The organism is Streptomyces sp. NPDC001709, from assembly GCF_053596375.1.
Genome location: NZ_JBSFGB010000008.1, coordinates 154,093 through 173,711, shown reverse-complemented (window position 1 = coordinate 173,711; position 19,619 = coordinate 154,093). Strand labels below are relative to the sequence as shown.

General features: G+C 69.4%; 19 protein-coding genes and 2 pseudogenes. 10 read left to right on the top strand and 11 right to left on the bottom strand.

From position 1 onward, the window contains the following. Positions 1 to 3: 3 nt before the first annotated feature. Entirely contained in the window at positions 4 to 459 is a 456-nt protein-coding gene (locus tag ACWC0C_RS15095) for an RpiB/LacA/LacB family sugar-phosphate isomerase (RefSeq protein ID WP_449196237.1), read from the top strand. Positions 460 to 522: 63 nt separating this feature from the next. Here the strand turns inward: ACWC0C_RS15095 and ACWC0C_RS15090 are convergent, their stop codons facing one another. Beyond that, on the bottom strand, positions 523 to 888 hold the full coding sequence (locus tag ACWC0C_RS15090; protein WP_450864293.1) for a DUF6479 family protein: 366 nt from the start codon (positions 886 to 888) through the stop codon (positions 523 to 525). Between the two features lie 167 nt (positions 889 to 1,055). Here ACWC0C_RS15090 and ACWC0C_RS15085 point away from each other — a divergent pair, with 167 nt between their 5' ends. Beyond that, on the top strand, positions 1,056 to 1,427 hold the full coding sequence (locus ACWC0C_RS15085; protein ID WP_449196239.1) for a ferredoxin: 372 nt from the start codon (positions 1,056 to 1,058) through the stop codon (positions 1,425 to 1,427). 126 nt (positions 1,428 to 1,553) lie between these two features. Beyond that, complete coding sequence (locus tag ACWC0C_RS15080) at positions 1,554 to 2,732, top strand: acyl-CoA dehydrogenase family protein (protein WP_449196240.1); 1,179 nt, start codon at positions 1,554 to 1,556, stop codon at positions 2,730 to 2,732. 566 nt (positions 2,733 to 3,298) lie between these two features. Here ACWC0C_RS15080 and ACWC0C_RS15075 read toward each other — a convergent pair. The 5 genes from ACWC0C_RS15075 to ACWC0C_RS15055 all read right to left on the bottom strand — a co-directional run bounded on the left by ACWC0C_RS15075 (position 3,299) and on the right by ACWC0C_RS15055 (position 6,338). Then, a complete protein-coding gene (locus tag ACWC0C_RS15075) occupies positions 3,299 to 4,228 on the bottom strand; it encodes an NAD(P)H-binding protein (protein ID WP_450864292.1) in 930 nt (309 codons plus the stop codon). A 156-nt stretch (positions 4,229 to 4,384) separates the two neighbouring features. Further along, positions 4,385 to 4,735: a hypothetical protein gene (locus ACWC0C_RS15070; protein ID WP_450864290.1), complete on the bottom strand. Its 351-nt coding sequence runs from the start codon at positions 4,733 to 4,735 to the stop codon at positions 4,385 to 4,387. A 157-nt stretch (positions 4,736 to 4,892) separates the two neighbouring features. Further along, positions 4,893 to 5,315: a multicopper oxidase domain-containing protein gene (locus tag ACWC0C_RS15065; RefSeq protein WP_450864288.1), complete on the bottom strand. Its 423-nt coding sequence runs from the start codon at positions 5,313 to 5,315 to the stop codon at positions 4,893 to 4,895. A gap of 268 nt (positions 5,316 to 5,583) precedes the next feature. Beyond that, positions 5,584 to 6,039, bottom strand: a complete 456-nt coding sequence (locus ACWC0C_RS15060; protein WP_450864286.1) for a hypothetical protein — start codon at positions 6,037 to 6,039, stop codon at positions 5,584 to 5,586. Then, positions 6,036 to 6,338 carry a hypothetical protein gene (locus tag ACWC0C_RS15055; protein ID WP_450864284.1) on the bottom strand — a complete coding sequence of 101 codons (303 nt, stop codon included), beginning with the start codon at positions 6,336 to 6,338 and terminating at the stop codon, positions 6,036 to 6,038. Before ACWC0C_RS15055 ends, ACWC0C_RS15060 begins: the two co-directional genes overlap by 4 nt. A gap of 416 nt (positions 6,339 to 6,754) precedes the next feature. On the opposite strand from ACWC0C_RS15055, the gene ACWC0C_RS15050 reads away from it, so the two are divergent. From ACWC0C_RS15050 to ACWC0C_RS15030, 5 genes and pseudogenes are all read left to right on the top strand, one after another. Then, complete coding sequence (locus ACWC0C_RS15050; RefSeq protein ID WP_450864282.1) at positions 6,755 to 7,177, top strand: ATP-binding protein; 423 nt, start codon at positions 6,755 to 6,757, stop codon at positions 7,175 to 7,177. Positions 7,178 to 7,463: 286 nt separating this feature from the next. Continuing rightward, the gene (locus tag ACWC0C_RS15045) at positions 7,464 to 9,098 is read left to right on the top strand and encodes a vanadium-dependent haloperoxidase (protein ID WP_450864280.1); all 1,635 of its coding nucleotides are present in this window, start codon (positions 7,464 to 7,466) and stop codon (positions 9,096 to 9,098) included. A gap of 706 nt (positions 9,099 to 9,804) precedes the next feature. Further along, positions 9,805 to 10,545, top strand: coding sequence for an SDR family NAD(P)-dependent oxidoreductase (locus ACWC0C_RS15040; RefSeq protein WP_450864278.1), 741 nt, complete (start codon positions 9,805 to 9,807; stop codon positions 10,543 to 10,545). A gap of 270 nt (positions 10,546 to 10,815) precedes the next feature. Beyond that, positions 10,816 to 11,596, top strand: a pseudogene (locus ACWC0C_RS15035) (FAD-dependent oxidoreductase); the annotation flags it as partial. A gap of 152 nt (positions 11,597 to 11,748) precedes the next feature. Further along, positions 11,749 to 12,315 (top strand): dihydrofolate reductase family protein, encoded by a 567-nt coding sequence (locus ACWC0C_RS15030; protein WP_450864276.1) that lies wholly within the window; start codon positions 11,749 to 11,751, stop codon positions 12,313 to 12,315. A gap of 78 nt (positions 12,316 to 12,393) precedes the next feature. On the opposite strand, the gene ACWC0C_RS15025 is transcribed toward ACWC0C_RS15030, so the two are convergent. The 5 genes and pseudogenes from ACWC0C_RS15025 to ACWC0C_RS15005 form a co-directional block, all read right to left on the bottom strand. After that, positions 12,394 to 13,383 (bottom strand): zinc-dependent alcohol dehydrogenase family protein, encoded by a 990-nt coding sequence (locus ACWC0C_RS15025; RefSeq protein WP_450864274.1) that lies wholly within the window; start codon positions 13,381 to 13,383, stop codon positions 12,394 to 12,396. After that, positions 13,380 to 14,192: a carbohydrate ABC transporter permease gene (locus ACWC0C_RS15020; RefSeq protein WP_449197126.1), complete on the bottom strand. Its 813-nt coding sequence runs from the start codon at positions 14,190 to 14,192 to the stop codon at positions 13,380 to 13,382. Before ACWC0C_RS15020 ends, ACWC0C_RS15025 begins: the two co-directional genes overlap by 4 nt. Further along, a complete protein-coding gene (locus ACWC0C_RS15015) occupies positions 14,189 to 15,148 on the bottom strand; it encodes a carbohydrate ABC transporter permease (RefSeq protein ID WP_450864271.1) in 960 nt (319 codons plus the stop codon). The genes ACWC0C_RS15020 and ACWC0C_RS15015 overlap by 4 nt, the downstream gene beginning before the upstream one ends. Before the next feature lie 82 nt (positions 15,149 to 15,230). Then, a complete protein-coding gene (locus ACWC0C_RS15010) occupies positions 15,231 to 16,583 on the bottom strand; it encodes an ABC transporter substrate-binding protein (RefSeq protein WP_450864269.1) in 1,353 nt (450 codons plus the stop codon). A gap of 82 nt (positions 16,584 to 16,665) precedes the next feature. Beyond that, positions 16,666 to 17,203: pseudogene (locus ACWC0C_RS15005) on the bottom strand (DeoR/GlpR family DNA-binding transcription regulator); the annotation flags it as partial. Positions 17,204 to 17,643: 440 nt separating this feature from the next. Here ACWC0C_RS15005 and ACWC0C_RS15000 point away from each other — a divergent pair. Next, positions 17,644 to 18,654 carry a 2-dehydropantoate 2-reductase gene (locus tag ACWC0C_RS15000; protein ID WP_450864267.1) on the top strand — a complete coding sequence of 337 codons (1,011 nt, stop codon included), beginning with the start codon at positions 17,644 to 17,646 and terminating at the stop codon, positions 18,652 to 18,654. 31 nt (positions 18,655 to 18,685) lie between these two features. Further along, entirely contained in the window at positions 18,686 to 19,528 is an 843-nt protein-coding gene (locus ACWC0C_RS14995) for an oxygenase MpaB family protein (protein WP_450864265.1), read from the top strand. The last annotated feature ends 91 nt before the right edge of the window (positions 19,529 to 19,619 follow it).

Genomic DNA, 19,619 nt, shown 5'->3' with positions numbered 1-19,619 from the left:
CTCATGATGATCTCCGTCTCCTCCGACATGGACGAACCCGTGGCGCGTCTCCTCCTCGCCGAGTTGCGGGCCCGTGGCCACGAGGTACGGACCCACGGCGCGCTGCGGCCCGGCGCCGACGCGCAGTGGGCGGCCTGCTCGGAGGCGGCCGCCCGGGACGTGGCCGAGGGCGCCGCGGATCAGGCGGTGGTGTGCTGCTGGACCGGCACCGGAGCCTCCATCGCCGCCAACAAGGTGCCCGGCGTACGCGCGGCGCTGTGCACGGACGCCGTCACCGCGGAGGGCGCCCGCCGCTGGAACGACGCCAACGTCCTCGCACTGAGCCTGCGCCTGACCTCCGAACCGGTGCTGAAGGAGATCCTCGACGCCTGGTTCGCCGCCGAGGCCAGCCAGGACCCCGAGGACCGGCAGAACGTGGCCCGCGTCGGCCGCCTGGACGCCACCCGGAAGGATTCCTAGGGGCGTACGGCGGACCGGCGCGGGCCGGGCCGATCGTGTCGGGGTCGGGGTCGGGGGCGGGGTTCAGTGGGCGCCGAGCCCGCCGCCACCGAACGAGCCGCTGGAACCCCGGCTCCAGCGCGGACGATCCTTCGATGCGCTCGGCCTGGTGTCCATGTTGCTCAGCTCGTACGGGGTGAGCGGGCGTTCCCCCTTGGCGGTCCGGGGAATCTCCTGGGATTCCCTGTTCTCCCGCAGTTCGCCCACCGGGCCCTCCGGCGGCAGCTTGGGCTGTTCCTCGGGCCGTGGCCGAGGGGACTCGCTGTACTTGACGCGGGAGGTCATCCAGAAGCCGCCGGCGAGCAGTGCCAGGACGGCCACGGCCACGATGAACAGGACGAGGCTCATCAGGCCGCTCGCGGCGGCCAGCTGCATCGATGCGGTACTCATAGGACAGGGATACCCCACCCAGAAGCGGACGAACCGGACACTATGCGTGACGAGCGGCGGACGTACGGCGACCGGCTCCACCGCAGCCGCCTCCGGGCCCGGCCCGGGGCGCCTCCGGCCCCGTACGACACTGGTTTGCGCCCCCGCGCCCCGGCTACCCGCAAGGTGTGACAACGCCGACTTCGCAGCAGCTCTACCGGTTCCTGGAAGACCGCTTCGCCTGCGCGCAGGCGTGCACGGAGTGTGCCCGGGCCTGCGCGGTGCGCGCGAGCCTCGCCGATCCGGACGGCACCGAGCGTCAGGAGCGGGTGCGCAGACTCGGCATCATGTGCGCCGAGGTGTGCGACGCCACCTGCCGTGTGCTGGGCGAGGAGAGCCGGCAGGACGAGGGGGAGATCCGGATCCGGCTGGACTGGTGCCGCTCGGTCTGCCTGGAGTGTGCCCGCGCCTTCGACGGGCAGCCCGGCGCCGAGTCGGCCGCGGTCGCCTGCCGGACCTGCGCCGACGCCTGCTCGGAGTTCCTGCGAAGCCTCGCGTGACGGCCGGCCCGGCCGAGCGCTCCGCGCGATCCGACGGAATTCCCCCGTGGCGCGTCATTCCCTATTTCTGAAACACGTTCTACGGTGTGCGCCGTCAGGACCGCCCTTGGGGAGCCTGGAGGCGCCGTGCATCTCGACCACACGCCCGAGCAGCAGCGACTGCGCGCCGAACTGCGCGCCTACTTCGCCCGGTTGGTCCCGGACAACGCCTACGCCCGGTACGCCGACCCGGCCGCGCAGAAGCGGTTCTACCGCGACACCATCCGCCGGCTCGGCGCGGACGGCCGGCTCGGCGTCGGCTGGCCCGAGGAGTACGGCGGGCGCGGCATGTCGGCGATGGAGCAGTTCATCTTCTTCGACGAGGCCGCACAGGCGGGCGTACCGCTTCCGCTGATGGCGCTGAACACGGTCGGCCCGACGCTGATGCGCTTCGGCACCGAGGAGCAGAAGGCGTACTTCCTGCCGCGCATCCTCTCCGGCGAGATCGACTTCGCGATCGGCTACAGCGAACCGGACGCCGGCACCGACCTGGCCGCCTTGAAGACCCGGGCCGTACGGGACGGCGACACGTACGTCGTCAACGGCCAGAAGATCTGGACGACCAACGGCGACACCGCCGACTGGGTGTGGCTCGCGGTGCGCACCGACCCCGCCGCCCCGCCGCACAAGGGCATCACCATGCTGCTGGTGCCCACCTCCGACCCGGGCTACTCCTGCACGGTCATCAACACGCTCGCCTCCCACGACACCACCGCGAGCTACTACGAGAACATCCGCGTCCCGGTCTCCCGCCGCGTCGGCGAGGAGAACCAGGGCTGGCGGCTGATCACCAACCAGCTCAACCACGAACGCGTCACCCTCGCCGCACACGGCACCATGGCCATCCGCGCCCTGTACGACGTGCAGCGCTGGGCGCGGGAGACCAAGCTCGCCGACGGCCGCCGGGTCGCCGACCTGCCCTGGGTGCGCCGACTGCTGGCCCGTACCCACACCCGGCTCGACGCCATGAAGCTCCTGAACTGGCAGATGGTCACCGCCGTCCAGGACGGCACGCTCACCCCGCAGGACGCCTCCGCCGTCAAGGTCTACGGCTCAGAGGCCCGCCGCGACGCCTACGCCTGGCTCATGGAGATCGTCGCAGCGGCGGGCCCGCTGAAGGAGGGCTCGGCGGGTGCCGTCCTGCACGGCGAGCTGGAACGCGGCTACCGCTCGGCGGTCATCTTCACCTTCGGTGGCGGCAACAACGAGATCCAGCGCGAGATCATCTCCTGGATCGGCCTGGGGATGCCGAGGGTACGGCGCTAGGGCCTTGTGACGAGGATTTTTAGTTGGCACAAAAGAGGGATAGTTGGCACCGGAATGAGCTGGGAGCGAGACCGGGCGGCCGAGCCGTGACACGGCAGTTGGCACGGCAACGGTGGTGGCTCCAATTCACGCTCGAGTGGTTGCCGCCTGCCGGGCCGCGAGTTCTCCGTTGGCGCCGCGTCCGAGGTTCCCCGTGGACGTACACCAGCGGCAGCGGGCGTTCTGGCGGGGATCTTGGAGATGTCGTTCGCGAGTTCGAGGGCGGTGGATGACTGATCCGACGGCCTTGAGCGCGGCGTGCTCCACGGCGGCGTCCAGGCGGTTGGACCGGCGGGAGACCTGCATGGCGGGGCTGTCTTGCCACTGAACCCGTTGGATGGCCGGTCCGTGCGGCTGACCGTCGGCGCGGGTGAGGACACCGGTGGGGATAGACGTCCGCGTCCGGGTAGGCGGCGCTGATCTGGAAACCGAGCCATGTCACCGAAGGCGCGTATGCGGAGCCGACGGGCACGTCCTCGATGATCACAACCACTCCGTCGGCGCCGTCCGTCCGCGAGGATTCGGCTTCAGGGACTGAGCAGGCTGGGGTTCTCACGGACGTATTCGGCCACCCCGGTAGGAGGCCGCCCTGTGACCTGCTCGACGCCGTCCGCCTTGCGGTCGTATCGGTTCTCCGCGTGAAGGCGAGCCATGGTCGAGATGTGCTGGAAGACGTGGTCCGGCAGCCCCAGCGGTCTGAGGTCGTCGTCGATCCATTCCTGCAGGCCGACGTCGGTGTAACTGACCGGCTGGCCCAGAGCTGTGGAAACCTCCTCCGCCATGGCGGAGATGTCCTCCGAGCGGGGGCCGGTCAGCTCATAGACGCGGCCGGTGTGCCGGGACGGATCGGCCAGGATCTCCGCCACGACCGCGGCGACGTCCCCGGCCGCCACGGGGGAGGTTTTCGCCTGGCCGAAGGGCAGTCTGATGCTTCCGTCCTTCGCGATCGAGGAGAAGCCGACACGGAACAGCGGGTTCTCCATGAACACGGTGGGCCTGATCTGGACGACGGGCAGGCCTGACCAGCCGAGGACCTGCTCCACCAGCCAGTGGTGCCGCTGCTGCACAGACTCGGAGTCGCTGGTGAGGTCCATCTCGGAGACGGTCAGCTGCGACATGTTCACGAGCGCTTCCAGGCGCCCGTACGCACGCGCCACGGCCGCCACCGTCAGGGCAGCCTCCAGATACCGCGCCGATACGCCCATGCCGAAGTACATCCGTCCGCAACCGGACAGGGCGTCACCCACATCGCCCGCACGCGTGAGGTCTCCGACGACAACCTCGGCACCCGTCGCGCGCAGCGCCTCCGCCCGTTCGTCGTCACGACGCACCATGGCTCGCACGGGCAGGTCCCGTTGCCGGAGAATTTCGACCACGGTTCGTCCGACAGCGCCGACGCTACCCGCCGCGCCCGTCACCAGTATGGGCAGCAAACTGCCTTCCGGGGGGCGGTCCATACGAGCAGCGTGCGGTGCACGTCGCCGGGGCGCAACCTGAGCCCGATGCGCCGATACGCTCGGTGGCAGCGGGTCGCGTAGGCCGTGACACGGACGCGAGCCGGTCACCGCTCGGCAGATGCGCGCCGCGGGCCCGGGGTGTCCCATCCGAAACAGCTACCAAGGGCGGACGAGGACGGTGCCGACCTTGCTTGGCCGTACTACGTGTTCAACGGCGTCGGCGAGTGCGCCGAGGCCGTACGTGGCGGCCACTTCGAACTGGTCCTTGAGCGCCAGCGCGATCAGCTTCGCGGCGGCGACGTCGGATGCCCGCCTCTCGGCGGAGACCTCGGACAGCCACCGGCCGATGTTCTTGCCCTGCAGCGTCAGCGATTTGTGCAGCAGCTTCGACGCGTGCACCGAGATCGGCTCCTGGGCGATCTGCCCGTAGCTGACCAGCTTCCCGCCCGGCGTCAACAGGTCCAGAAGGCTCTCCGCCAGCTTCCCGCCGATCGGGTCGAAGGCCACACTCACCGGGCGGCCGGCGGCCGGCGGCCGCCTCGAGGACCTCGTCGGCCCGGCGTGGATGCTCGGTCGACACGACCGGAACGTTCGTAGATATTGGCGCTGATGTTGGCCAGCCGCCACAACTGGGTCTCCCCCGGGCGGATGCGGATGACCGGATTCAGCTGGCCGTCGACGGTGCGATGGGTGGGCGCACCGATGTGCAGACCCTGGGTATTGATGGCATCGCCCTGGAGCTGGAAGTCCTTGAGCGCGATGACGTGCTCGGTGATGTGGTGCAGGTTCGCCGGAAGGTACTGCTGCAGGCCGTCGACGATGCGGCGTCGCCGCTCGGTGACACATGGAGACCGTGCACATGCAGGTTGGTCTCCTCGCCGAGCGTGTTCTTGAAGGCCAACTCCATCTTGTCCCCCGGCCGGATCCGCAGCGTGGGCGGCAAGTAGCCGCCGTTGTAGGTGAGCGCCCACAATGCGTGGCCGCCGCAGTCGGATCGCCCCCGATCCCGGCCCAGGTGCCGTCCCGCTACCGGGCGGGCGGAACAGGGCGTGGGCCCGGTCCCGGGGCTCGTACCGCTCCGGAACATCGTGCCAGGGGACACTGGTCCGGGTGGGTGTTCGCGCTGTCTGGTGCCGCTCCCCGACAGTACTCGTCGTCAGGGCTGAGCGGGTGGGGACGGCCTCCTGCCCACCGGGACATCTCACGACACCAACGTGTCAAGCGGCAGCGGCCAGTTCAGAGGGGAACGCGCATGCCAGTCCCCTTGTTCGCGTCGACGACGGTAGTGGGCGTCGGCTCCGGGCGAGGATCACAGGGCTGAGAACGCCGCGGACGTGACCCGTCGTGGTGGTGGTTCAGTTGGGTGGCGTACGGGTGATGGATCGGTTCCGGATGGGTGTACTGACGGCCCGTCGGGCAGCGCGGCGTTGTCTGGTCGCGCTCACTTGCCAGGTGGCGAGGAGCAGCAGCGTGCCGGTTTCGGCGAGGAGGCTGAGGACGGCTTGTGGTGCCGGTTGCAGACCGCGCTCGGTGAATCCGAACACGCCTACGGTGCGCGAAGCGGTGAAGCCGACGAGGGCGCCGAGCGCGACGCCTGCCTCGGAGATTCTCAGCAGCGGGGGTGGTGTCCCGATCAGCAGCAGGGCAGCGAAGGCGAAGGATGCGCTGGCCTGGAGCAGGAACAGGGGGCCAATGATGTGGATGAAGCGGTACCCGTCGATGTAGAGCCGGGCGTGGATGTATCCGCCCGCGGCGAGGGTTGCGGCGGTCGCCGCCCGCAGGGTGGGGACGAGGAATCTTTGGGCGTTCATGCCAGCCTCTGGTCCTTGATGGCCAGTTCGCGGTCGCCTTGGCGGTAGCCGACGCTGCGGATGCCGAGTGCGTCCTTGAGTTGCCGGGCGGGGACGACCTGGGGCGTGGGGGCGGGGGCGCGGCCCGGCTTGGGCAGCGGGTAGGCGGTGGTGGTGGCGGAGTGGAAGGTGATGTTGCCCTCTGTCTTGGTGAACAGTTGGTGGACGTGCCCGTTGAGACAGGTGACGGAGGAGAAGCGGCGCAGGAGTGCGATGACTTTAAGAGCGTCGTCGGTGCTCCAGCCCCACTTCGGGTACATGGCGAACAGCGGGATGTGGCTGAAGAAGAGGATCCATCACGTCTGCACGCGGAGCACCGCGGTCCAGCCGAAATGTAGGCACGGACGTCCGTCCCAGGTCTACGGCGCGACGCTTCCACGGGGTCGTCCGGAAGACCACCGGCGAGGGGACTGAACTGCCGGTACCCAGTCCGGCCGCGCAACAGTCGGCTCTGGACAGAGGCAGCTGAGCCCAGACAGGGGACGACATTGGCATGACTCGCAAGAATCGGAATAAAAAAGGCAAATAGCTCGAACCGTCTGGCATGTGTCGTCCGTGGAACTGATTGAGCGCGCCCACGCAGGATCAGGATCCGGCCTACCGACCACCCCCGAATTGCTTGCGGTCACCCGTTCCGGTCTCCGCACATCGACAGAAGAGCCAGAAGACCATGTTCGTGACCGATTCCCCCAGCCCGACTTCACTGCTCGGCCGGCCCTGTCGCCGCCATGCACTGCTCACCCTGCCGGCGCAGGAGGCGCACGTCTCCGCCGCTCGTCACTTCGCAGCCGATTTGCTGGAGACCTGGAGTGTGCCCGCGGGTGAGCGGGACTCCGCCATTCTCATCGTCGACGAACTCGCCGCCAACGCTGCCCAGTACGGCCATGAGCGCATGACCCTGCTGCTCGCCCTCGACCACGAAACTCTGCACATCGTGGTCACCGACTCCGGCGCGGCCATGGAGCGTCATCGCCCCGGCATCGCCTCCGACGAACACGGCCGTGGCACCGGCATCGTCCAGTCCCTTGCCCAGTCGACCGAGATTCGCCAGACACGCAGCGGCCGCGTAGTCCGCGCCTGCCTGAGGTGCTCGCCATGACCGGGCCGGCCGATCCGCGCGAGCTGCGACCCCCTGCCGGGGCCGGCACTGCAGCACAGCGACGGGCCACCGGGGGCGGCCGCGGCGAAGGGCCACCCGACACCCCCGCCGAGTGGTCCTCCGCGACCCACAAGCCGTGTCCCATCGACGGCTGCCCGGGCCCGGCCCAGGTGCCCATGCGGTCCGCGGCCCACCCATCGGCACTCGATCGCGGCGGCCCCCACCACGACACGGTGCTGTGTCAACGCTGCGGCGCCGGCCCCTGCGTACCCGCGGAGGTGTGAGCGTGAACGTCACCCCGAACAGCGGCAAGGGCATCGATGCCCCGCCCCCGCACGAGGCATATACGCACGCGCCAGATCTGCGCCGCGAGATGCACCAAGTGCGGGCCCCCGGAGCCGAACGCGCCTGGCTGCTACGCCGGAAGGCCCTCATGGACCGGAGGGCCCCGGACGACCCCGGCCCCGTCGCAGCTGCCGCGGAACCCGCCGAGCAACTCGTCCTCCACGACCGCCGGCATCTCGACCTGGCTGCCGGCCCGCACCACCCCGACACCATCACGCTCGCGTGGCCGACCCAGATGAGCCACGCGGATGACCGCCAGTTGTCACAGCCCGCCACCAGCGACAAGGAGCCACAGAACATGGGTGGAAAGCAGAAGACACTCGCCATACTTGCCGGAGCCGCGCTGGCAGCCGGACTCGCCGGCCCGGCCTTCGGGTCCACCACCGCTCACTCGCCGGCCCTGCGCACCGCCGCGCCGGGGGCAGGGATGTCGGTCGTGGAGTGGAACCGCGAGCTCGTCACCATCCTCAGCAATCCGAAGGCGCAGCCGCCCACCGTCCAACCCACGCGCAGCTTCGCGCTTCTGCAGGCTGCCGAGTACGACGCGGTGGTATCGATCACCCGGGCCGGCCCGGCCTACGTGTTCTCGGTGTCGGCGCCGCGAGGCGCTCGTGCGGACGCCGCGGCGGACCAGGCGGCCCACGATGTGCTGGTCGCCCTGTACCCGGCCAGGCGCGCAGGCTTGAACCAGCGGCTGAGCAGCCAATTGTCCGCGATTTCCGGCGGCCCGGGCAAGCAGGCGGGCATTGGTGTGGGAGCGGAGGTAGCCCGCAGGCTGATCACCCTGCGGTCCAACGACGGATCCTCAGCCAAGCCGCCGCGGTTCCGCCCCGGCGACAAGGCCGGGGACTACCGACCCACCCCTCCCAATTTCCCGACACCGGTGTTCACCGACTGGGGCTCGGTCAAGCCGTTCGTACTGGCCGACGGACGGCAGTTCCGCCCGGCACCGCCGCCGGCCGTGAGCAGCGCCGCGTACGCCACCGCCTTGAACGAGGTCAAGAGCCTGGGGAGCAAGACGAGCACCACCCGCACTCCCGATCAGACGGCAGCCGCGAAGTTCTGGGCGGCGGCACCCGTATGGAACGTCTGGAACCAGATCACGCAGAACCTCGTCACCTCCCAGAACGCGAACCTGGAGAAGGCGGTGAAGGTCTTCGCCCGGCTCGACCTGTCCCTCGCCGACACCGCGATCGCGATGTACGACGCCAAGTATGTCTACAACGTCTGGCGGCCCGTGACCGCCATCCGGCTCGGCGGTACGCACTACAACCCGAGCATCGTCGGCGATCCCAGCTGGACCCCTCTGCTGCCGACCGCACCGGATCCGTCCTATCCCGGCGCTCACAGCGCTCTCAGCCAGGCTGCGGCAACGACGCTCGCCGGACTCTACGGGGCGCGGCATCATTTCGCGGTGACCTCGAAGGGCGTCACTCGAACCTTCACCGGCTTCCAGGACGCCGCCACCGAAGCGTGGCTCAGCCGGATCTGGTCCGGCCAGCACACCTCCCTCGACAACCACGCGGGCCAGCAACTCGGCGCCCAGGTGGCCGACTTCGTGGCAGGTCGGCTCTGACCGCACCGCCACGCTACGACCATGCACATGGTTGGGCCGAGAAGCCAGTGGTCCCGGCGCATCGGGTACCACTGGCTCGGGCCACGCTCAGAGGGCGGCCATCCTGCGCGCCGAGGGCCCGCAGCTGCTGGCCGGCAGGCAGGATGTCTGCCCGCAGGAAGTCCTGGCTTCCTGTCACCGCGACGCACTGACTGAATGACTGTCGTGGTCGGACCCAGCCGGTCCAGGTCGCTGAGCGCGGGCCCGCCCATGTCACTGTCGGCGGACCCGCAGTCGGTGGCCTCGCTCGAGTCCCCGTAGGACTGCTGGAGAGTCACCCTTTTTCAAAGGTCCTGACGTCCATGCCGGGGATCGGCGTAAGGACCGGAGCCAGGATCCTCATCGGCGTCGGCGACGCCAGCAGCGTCGCTGGCCGACCCGGCCTCTAGGACCTACTACGCCCTGGGCACCGGCAGCACCGTCTCGCCCTTGGGGTACTGGCACTTCCAGCCCCGCTCACCGACGAGATCAAGGAGTGCCTGCCAGTCCTCCACCGAGGCATCCGGGACACGCACGTCCGGCAGCGAACCACGGCCCCGGGCTGGACCATGATCAACGATCGGTCCGGCGTGGGTCCGTCGTCGCCATGGCATGAACCATCAGGATCATCAGTTACACGAGGAACAACCGACAGCATGTCGTTCCTCTCGGCTTGGAGGAGCTTTTCATGGCTGCAGAACTGGACGGATCCACCGCTCTTGTCACCGGCGCCACCGCCGGCATCGGCCGGGCCGTGGCCCTTCGCCTGGCAGCGTTGGGGGCCTCGGTCATCGTCCACGGGCGGGACGAACAGCGGGGTGCTGAGACCGTCAAAGAGATCGCTGCCGCAGGCGGGAAGGCTCGGTTCGTTGCTGCGGATCTGAGCAGCTCTGAAGATGTCCTGCGTCTTGCCGCTGAAGCAGGCGAGGTGGACGTTCTGATCAACAACGCCGGTATCTACCGGTTCGCCAGTACGCCGGACACCACCGCCGAGATGTTCGACGCTCAGATGGCCGTCAACTCACGCGCCCCGATGCTCCTGGTCGGTGCCCTCGCTCCGGGAATGGCTGCGCGGGGGCGTGGCGTCATCGTGAATGTGAGTACAGCGGCGGCTACCACGCCGGTGCGGGAAGCGGGCGCTTACGGGGCCTCCAAAGCTGCACTCGAACTTCTCACCCGAGTATGGGCCGACGAGTTCGGCGCCCAGGGCGTCCGCGTGAACGCCGTGGCTCCGGGCCCTGTCCATACCCCCGGGACGGAGGAGATGGGAGGTGAAACCCTCCAGGCGATCGGGCGAACCACCGTACTGGGGCGGGTCGCAGACCCTGAAGAAATCGCGGAAGCGGTTCTGTTCCTTGTTTCGTCCCGCGCCAGCTACATCACCGGCGCAGTTCTCGAGGCACGCGGAGGACAGCTCGCGATCGGATGACTTTGGGCTGGGCCGCGATGGATATGCCAAACCCGATGCCCATGCCCACGATGTCTGCCTCGACCGCGAAGAAGCATCCGGTGGCCATGCCGGCCACTGTCGGTCTGCATTCTTCGTGATCCCCACACTCATCTCTTCCGCGGCGCCTCCGTTCCTGGTGCCCGATCGCAGCCTCATTCCGGCCCACCTGCGCGTTCTCGAACACCCTTGCCCGCGGGATCTGGCCCCGACGGAGTAGCCGGGCGAGCGCCTGGCGCCTTCCGGGGCACCTACGACCGGCTGCTGTTCGCCACCGGAACCCGCGCGCGCCCCTGGCCCCAACCGGAGCAGGCCGCCCTGGACGGAGTCTTCACCCTGCGCACTCGTGACGACGCCGGTTGCCTGGCCGAGCGGCTGACCGCCGGGCCGCGCCGGGTGCTGGTCATCGGCGCAGGCTTCACCGGCTCGGAGATCGCCTCAGCCTGCCGGGAGCGGGGCATCGAGGTCACGGTCGCAGAACGCGGCACCGCACCGCTGGTGGGCGCCCTCGGCGGCACACTGGCGAAGCTCGCAGCCGGCCTGCAGCGGGCCCACGGCGTGGACCTGCGCTGCGGAGTGACGGTCACCGCGCTGTGCGGGAACGCCAGCGGGCGGTTCACCGGAGCTGACCTCTCCGACGGCAGCCACATCGACGCGGACGTGTGCGTCATCGCCATGGGTGCGGTCCGCAACGTCGAGTGGCTGGCGGATTCCGGGCTGGCGGCGGGCCCGCACGGGGTCGCCTGTGACGCGGGGTGCCGCGCTTTCGACATGTACGGGATCGTCACCGACGATGTTTTTGTGGCCGGCTACGTCTCCCGCTTCCCCCACCCGCTCTTCGATTACCAGATGCTCTCCTTGGAGCACTGGGGCAACGCGGTCGCGCAGGCCGAGGTGGCGGCCCACAACATGATCAGTCCCGGGCCGCCGCGGCGCCCCCACCTGCTCCGACCAGGTGGTCATCGCCCAGGGCTCACTCAGTGAACGCCGTCTGGTGGCGGTCTACGGCTACCGGGGCCGCATCACTGCCGCCGGGGTCTTTGCCGTAGCGGGTGGCGAGGCCCCGCCATGCTTTGATCTTGTTGATTAGCACGAGGACTACCGGCGAGCCCAGATCGCGCACCGATGAGTTTCCCGCGCCGCGCTGGTCTATACGCCGGACACCCACGGACGGAAGGCTGGGCCATGCGGAAACTGATCTACGGCATGAACCTGACCCTGGACGGCTACATCGCCGCGGCCGGCGACGACATCGGCTGGAGCGGACCGCCGAGCGACGAGCTGTTCCAGTGGTGGCTCGAACACGAGCAGGCGAGTGGCCTGTCGCTGTATGGGCGCAAGCTGTGGGAGACGATGAGCTCCTACTGGCCGACCGGCGACCAGCAGCCGGGCGCCACCCCGGCGGAGATCGAGTTCGCGCGGAACTGGCGGGACACGCCGAAGGTGGTGTTCTCCTCGACGATCGACAAGGTCGACTGGAACGCCCGCCTGGTCACCGGCGACGCGATCGCCGAGATCACCCGGCTCAAGGCCGAGGACGGCGGCCCGATGAACATCGGCGGCGCAACGCTCGCCGGGGCGGCCATGCGCGCCGGGCTGATCGACGAGTACGCGATCGCCGCCCATCCGGTCCTGGTGGGCGGCGGCACGCCGTTCTTCACCGCGCTGGACAGCTGGGTGAACCTGAACCTGGTGGAGACGCGGACGTTTCCCGGCGGCGTGGTCCTGACCAGGTACGAGACGAGGCGCTGAGCAGCAGCACAACGGAGATCACAACACCAGACAGGCCCTGGCCCGCCGCGACCACGGTTCTTAGGGTTGGCACGGATGTCACGGCAGCACGACGATCTTGCGTCCCTGGCCGGCCGCGAACTGTTCCAGCGCCTGCGGGTACTCCGCGAGCGGAAGTCGGTGGCTGATGAAGACCTGTGGATCGAGCACCCCGGTGGCGAACAGTTCCGCCGCGCGTTCGTAGCTGTGCAGCACCGCCATGGAGCCGGTGATCGTTATCTCCTGGTTGTAGATGCGGTACGGCGAAATGGTGGCTGTCGTCGCGTAGTCGGAGACCCCGAACTGCAGGAACGTGCCGGCCTTGGCGACCCGGCCCAGGCCGTCCTGGATGGCGGCGGCGTTGCCGGTCGCGTCGACGACCACGTCCCAGCCGGCCGGCCGCCCCAACTCGTCGGCGGAGAGCGCCGCCTGGGAGCAGCCCAGTTTCCCGGCCGTCGCCAGCCGCTCCGGGTTGACGTCGACGACGTCCACCGAGGCGGCACCGGTGCGCTTGGCCAGCTCCAGCATCATCAAGCCCATCGTCCCACTGCCGTAGATCAGCACATGGGAGCCGATCCTGCTGCTGAGCACGTCGTAACCGCGCACGGCGCAGGACAGCGGTTCGATCAGCGCCGCGTCCTCGACGGCCACGTGGTCCGGCAGCCGTACACAGTTGGCGACGGGCGCCACGGCGTACTCGGCGGCGCCACCCGCCACCGTCACTCCGATCGCCTGCCAGCGTTCGCAGAGGTTGTTGCGTCCGGCCCGGCAGTAGCGGCACTCGTAGCAGTACAGCGAGGGGTCCACGGCGACCCGGTCGCCGATCGCGAGTTCGGTCACCTCGCTGCCGAGGCCCACGACCTCGCCGGCGAACTCGTGTCCCGGCACGACCGGCAGGGTCGGTGCGAACTCGCCCCGCAGGATGTGCAGATCGGTCCCGCACAGCCCGCAGGCCGCCACGTCGACCACGACCTCGCGCGGCCCGGGAGTGGGGTCGGGCACCGTGGTGACGGTGACCTTGCCGGGGGCTTCGATGACAGCGGCTCTCACTTGACTGCTCCTAGGGACAGGCCGCGGACCAGTTTGTCCTGGGCGGCGAAACCGGCGACGAGGACCGGCAGGGAGACCAACGTGGCGGCGGCGCACAGCCGGGCGAGGAACAGGCCCTCGCTGGTGATGAAGCCGACGAGGAAGACGGGGGCGGTCGAGGCATTGGTCGCGGTGAGGTTCACGGCGAACATGAACTCGTTCCAGCTGAAGATGAAGCAGATCAGCGAGGTGGCCGCGAGTCCCGGCATGGCGACCGGTGCGACGATCCGCAGCAGCACGGTGGGCAGTCCGGCGCCGTCGACCTCGGCGGCCTCCAGGATCTCCTTGGGCACCTCGGCGAGGAACGAGCGCATCATCCACACCGCGATCGGCAGGTTCATGGCCGTGTAGAGGATGATCAGGGTCCACACGTTGTCCAGCATCCCGGCGTCCTTGACGATCAGGTACACCGGCAGCAGGGCCGCGATGGCCGGCAGGAACTTGGTGGACAGGAAGAAGAACATCACGTCGGTCCACTTCTTGACCGGCTTGATGGACAGCGCGTAGGCCGTCGGCACGGCCAGGGCGAGCACCAGCAGCGTCGAAATGACGCTGGCCATGGCCGAGTTGAGGAGGTAAGGGGTGATGTCCCGGCTGAACAGCAGTTTGTACTGGTCGAAGGTGAGCGGGGCGAAGGGGGTCGGCGGGTTGGTCGCCGCGTCCGCCTCCTGGTGGAAGGAGGTGAGGACCATCCACGCCACCGGGGCGAAGAACGCCAGGGTGGCCAGCCAGGCGACGAACGTCCAGAAGGGCGTCAGGCGCGCGGTCATCGGGATACCTCCTCGCGGAACAGCGACGCGATGGTGCGCAGCGCGAAGGTCGCGATCACGATCGAGCCGAGTACGACGACCACACCGGCGGCGGCCGCCTGGCCGTACTCGTACTTGCGGAACATGGTCAGGTAGATCTCGTAGGGCAGGTTGGTCGTCTGGGAGCCGGGGCCGCCCTGGGTGATGGTGTAGACCGCGTCGAAGGTCTGCACGACGTAGATCGTGCCGAGCAGGATGCCCAGCTCGATGTACTGGCGCAGGTGCGGCAGGGTGATGTGGCGGAAGGTTGCCATGGCCGACGCCCCGTCGACGCGGGCCGCCTCCAGGACGTCACCCGGCTGCGCCTGCAGACCGGCCAGGAGGATCAGCATCATGAACGGCGTCCACTGCCAGACCAGCGAGACCACGACGGCGGGCACGGGGTACGAGGACACCCAGTCGACCGTGGGGCCGTTGTCCGCGCCGAACAGCCGGTACACGGCGTTGAGGGTGCCGTTGAGCAGGCCGTAGTCGGGGTTGTAGATGGCGTGCTTCCACAGCAGCGCCGCCGCGACCGGCATGACCAGGAACGGTGCGATCAGCAGGGTGCGCGCCAGGCCGCGGCCGGCGAACCGGCGGTCGAGCAGCAGCGCCAGACCGAGGCCGAGGACCACGCTGATGAGCACCACCGACGCGGTCAGCACGATGGTGTTGAGCACCGCTGTGCGCAGTCGTTCGTCGGTGAAGACGAACGTGAAGTTGGACAGTCCGACGAAGTGCCGGTCGCCCGGCTTGAGGATGTTCCACTGGAACGTGGAGATGACGATCGTGGCCACGAAGGGCAGCTGTGTGACGGCGATGGTGAAGACCAGCGCCGGCAGCAGGGGGATGCGGCGCTTCCATTTGTCCTTGCCCGGGGACTTCCGGGTACGGGCGGGTGGTGCTGCTGTCTTGGGGGGAGCGGTGAGCGTGGTCATGGACTTTCCTCCGCCAGTGACGGCCGGGTAGGGGGGAGCGGTGCCCGGCCGGGGGGAGGGCCGGCCGGGCGGTTCGTGCGGGTCACTGGTAGTTCTTCGCGACGTCCTCGGCTTGCTTCTGGCCGTCGTTCAGTGCCTTGTCCACGCTGGTCTTGCCGGCGATGGCGGCGGAGATCTCCTGGGTGACCTTGGTTCCCAGGTCCTGGAACTCGGGGATGGCGACGTACTGGACACCCACCGTCGGCCTGGGCTGGACGCCCGGGTCGGCCGGGTCGGCCTGCTGGATGGACTTCAGGGTGATGTCACCGAAGGCTCCGGCGGCCTCCCGGTACTGCGGATTCCCGTACGTGCTGGCCCGCTTGCCGGCCGGGACGCGCGCCCAGCCGAGCTTCTCGCCGACGAGCTTCTCGTACTTCTTGCTGGAGGCCCACAGCATGAACTTCGAGGCGGCGTCGGCGTTCTTCGTGGTCTTGGGCATGGCCCACGCCCAACTCCACAGCCAGCCGCTGCTCTTGGTTCCCACGGTCGGTGCGTAGGCGTAGCCGACGTGCCCGGCGATCTTGCTGGAGCTGGGGTCCTCCAGCGACCCGGCGGCACTGGTCGCGTCGTACCACATCGCGACCTTCTTCTGGCTCATGGCATTGAGGCACTCGGTGAAGCCGGACTGTGCCGCTCCCGCCTCGCCGTGCTTCCTGACCAGGTCGACGTAGAAGTTCGTGGCCTTCTTGAACTCGGGGCTGTTGACCTGGGCCTTCCAGTCCTTGGTGAACCAGGTGCCGCCGAAGGTGTTGACCATCGACGTCAGCGGCGCCCCGAGTTCGCCCCAGCCGGCCAGACCGCGCAGACAGATGCCCCGCATGCCGGGCTCGGCGCCGTCGACCCTGGCCGCGATGTCGGCTGTCTGCTGCCAGGTCGGGTGCTCGGGCACCGTGATGCCCTTCGCCTTCATGACGTCCTTGTTGTACATGAGGAAGGACGACTCGCCGTAGAACGGCAGGGCATAGAGCTTGCCGTCGGAGCCGGACAGGGACGTGACCATCGGCTTGAGCAGGTCGGCCTTGTCGAAGCCCGCGTCCTTGTCGGCGTAGGAGCCGAGCTCGTGCAGCCAGCCGTTCTTGGCCCAGATGGGTACCTCGTAGGCGCCGATGGTGGCGACGTCGTACTGGCCGGCCTGGGTGGCGATGTCCTGGGTGACCTTGTCACGCAGCTCGTTCTCGGGCAGGACCGTGAAATTGACCTTGATACCGGTGTCCTTCGTGAACGTGCTCTTCGTCAGCTTCGCGATGTCCTCCATCTGCGGATTGCCGACCATCAGCACATTGATGGACTTGCCGCCACCGGAGCCCGAGGAGCCGCCCGCCCCGCTGCAGGCGGCCAGCAGCGAGCCCGCGGCCGTGGCCGTGACGAGGACATGGATCATTCTTCGTGTGCGCATGACTGACTCCAGGGATGTTTCGAGGGCGTGGGGAACCAGGCCCCCGGACTTGCGGGGGTGGGGAGAGGGAGATGAACTGCGTTCAGGCGCGGATGACTTCGGGGCCCAGCAATGCGTAGCGGTGTGCTTCGGAGGCGGGCAGCCCGGCGTCGGTCACGATCGCCTCGAACTCCGTGACGTCCGCGAAGCGGCAGAAGCTCACGGCACCGAACTTCGTGTGGACCCCGGAGAAGACCCGGCGCCGGGCGGCCCTGAGGACCTGGGCCTTGACCTCGCTGACCGCGGGATCGGGGGTGGTGAGACCGTACTCACGGGAGATGCCGTTCGTGCCGACGTACGCCAGTTCGATGACGAAGCCGGACAGCATGCGGGTCGCCCAGTGGTCGACGGTGGCCGGCGAGGAGGTGACCACGGTCAGTGGCCGGTCGCGGGGGAGGGGCGGTGGCGATGAGCTGCGGGGTGTAGCCCTCGTCGATGAAGACGGTCTCGGCGTCCCCGAGCAGTTCGACCGCGGCGGCCGCGATCCGGGTCTTCTCGGGGACGTGCGTGGTGGTGCGCATGGCGAGCGTGGTCTCGAATCCCGCGCTCTCCACGGGATGCGCACCGCTTCCAGGATTCCGCGTCTTCGTTCATCGGCGTCCACGGCGACACCTCCGTTTCACGGCTCTGCGCGTCGTGCCCGCGCCGGCTGATTCCCGGAGCCCGGCCCGTTCGGGCTTCGGTGGCCAAATTTCTACAAGGGGAATGCTCGTACTAGCCAGGTTCGGCGTAGCGCGGTTCGTGACCGAATGTGCCCGGTTTTCGGAGTGCGGAGCCCATGGATGATGCCCTGGAGGGCTCGGCGGCGCGGGAGCCGTTGCCTGTATGGCGGTCGGCTCGTGCCTGGTTGATGCCCGTTTCCCCAAAGCGTTTCGGACACCAGGCCTGGATCGGCGTTCATCAGCCGCTGCGAGACGCCCGCTGACCGGCGGCCCGAGAACCCACCGGTCCTTGGCACCGCCGGTGCCCCTGATCCATGCTGGACCCCGCCGATCGCCGCCCCCTGCGCAGGAGTCACCCCATGCCCAAGCCCCGCTTCGCCGTGCTCGGTGCCGGCAGCATCGGCTGTCACCTCGGCGGCCACCTCGTCGCCGCCGGGCACGACGTGGCATTCATCGGCCGCACCGCCGCCATGGATGTGCTGCGCGAGCGGGGACTCACCCTCAGCAGCTCCGTCCGGCCGCCCGTCCACCTCCCGCCGGACCGGCTGAACCCGGCCACCGGCCCCGAAGCGGCAGCCGGAGCCGACTATGTGCTGGTCACCGTGAAGAGCGCCGGCACCGAAGCCGCCGCCAAGGACCTCGCCCCCCATCTCGCCCCCGACGCCGTCGTGGTGAGCCTCCAGAACGGGCTGCACAACCCCGCCACCCTGCGCGCCGCGCTCCCCGGCCGCACCGTGCTGGCCGGGATGGTGCCCTACAACGTGGTGCAGTCCGAGCCGGGCACCGTCCACCAGGGCATGCCGGGCAGGGTCATGACCGAGCCCGACGACACGCTGGTCGCCGCCTTCCGCGGTGCGGGTCTGGCCATCGAGGCCCGCACCGACATGTCCGCAGTGCAGCACGCCAAGCTGCTGATGAACCTCAACAACGCGATCAACGCCCTCTCCGGGCTCCCGTTGCGCGACCAGCTCGGCCAACAGGCGTACCGCCGCTGCCTCGCCCTGTGCCAGCGCGAGGCCCTCGCCGTCTACCGGGCCGCCGGGATCGCTCCCGCCCGCCTCGGACCCACCCCGCCCGGCGTCACCCCGTATGTGCTGGACCTGCCCGACGCCGTCTTCCGCCGAGTGGCGGCAGCGTCGCTCCGGATCGACGCCCACGCCCGCTCCTCGATGTGGGAGGACCTGCAGCGCGGCCGGCCCACGGAGATCGACTCCCTGCAGGGCGAGATCGTCGCCCTGGCCACCACCCACGGCCGGAGCGCCCCCGCGAACGCCCGGCTGGCCACCCTCGTGCGCGAGGCGGAATCCGCGCCGCGCACATGGACGGGACCGCAGCTGTACGCCGAGCTGCGCGCGGCGCGCAAGGGGTGACGCCCGGCGGTTGCGCGCATAGCCTGCGGGCATGGGCGACCCCGGGCTGTTCACACCGAACTCCGTGACCTGGCAGATGCACGGCGACCCCATGATGTGGGTCGCCGGCGTCCGCGCGCTCTACCTCCAGGCCCTGCACCCGCGCGCGGTCCGGGGCGTGATGCAGAACTCCGACTTCCGGCGCGACGCGTGGGGCCGGCTGATGCGCACCGCCAACTTCGTCGGTACGACGACGTACGGCACGACCGAGGCCGCCGAGCGAGCCGGTGCCCGCGTGCGGAAGATCCACAGCACGCTGACGGCGACCGACCCGGCCACCGGCGAACGGTACGGCGTCGACGAACCCGAGTTGCTGCTCTGGGTGCACTGCGCGGAGATCGACTCCTATCTGCACGTGCTGCGCCGCTCCGGCTTCCCGCTCACCGATGCCCACGCCGACCGGTACATGGCCGAACACCGGGTCAGCGCACGCCTGGTGGGCCTCGACCCGGAGGCCGTACCGGCAAGCCGGGCCGACATGGCCGCGTACTTCGAGAGGGTGCGGCCGGAGCTGACCGCGGGCCCCGAGGCACGCGCCGTGGACGACTTCCTGCTCCGCCCGCCGACGCATCCGCTCCTCGTACCGGTGCGGGAGGTGCTGTGGCGGCGCGTGGCGCAGCTGGCCTACGCCGCTCTGCCGCCGTACGCCCACGAGTTGTACGGCAGACGGGCCCCCGCACCCGCCGTCGTGACCCGCCGGCTGCGGGCCACGGGCGCGCTGCTGCGGTGCGTCCCCCCACGTGTGCGCTGGCAGCTGCCCCCCAAACACATCCTGCGGGCCATGGCGAGGCTCGGACCTGAAGCACGTCCGGCACCGTACAAAGTCGGACGATAGGCCGCCATACTGGACGAGTAGGGGGGTGTGGCGCGGATCGGTCCGGCGCGGTGCGGCGGGCGCGGTCCTGCGGCGGCCTCCCGGCAGCGGG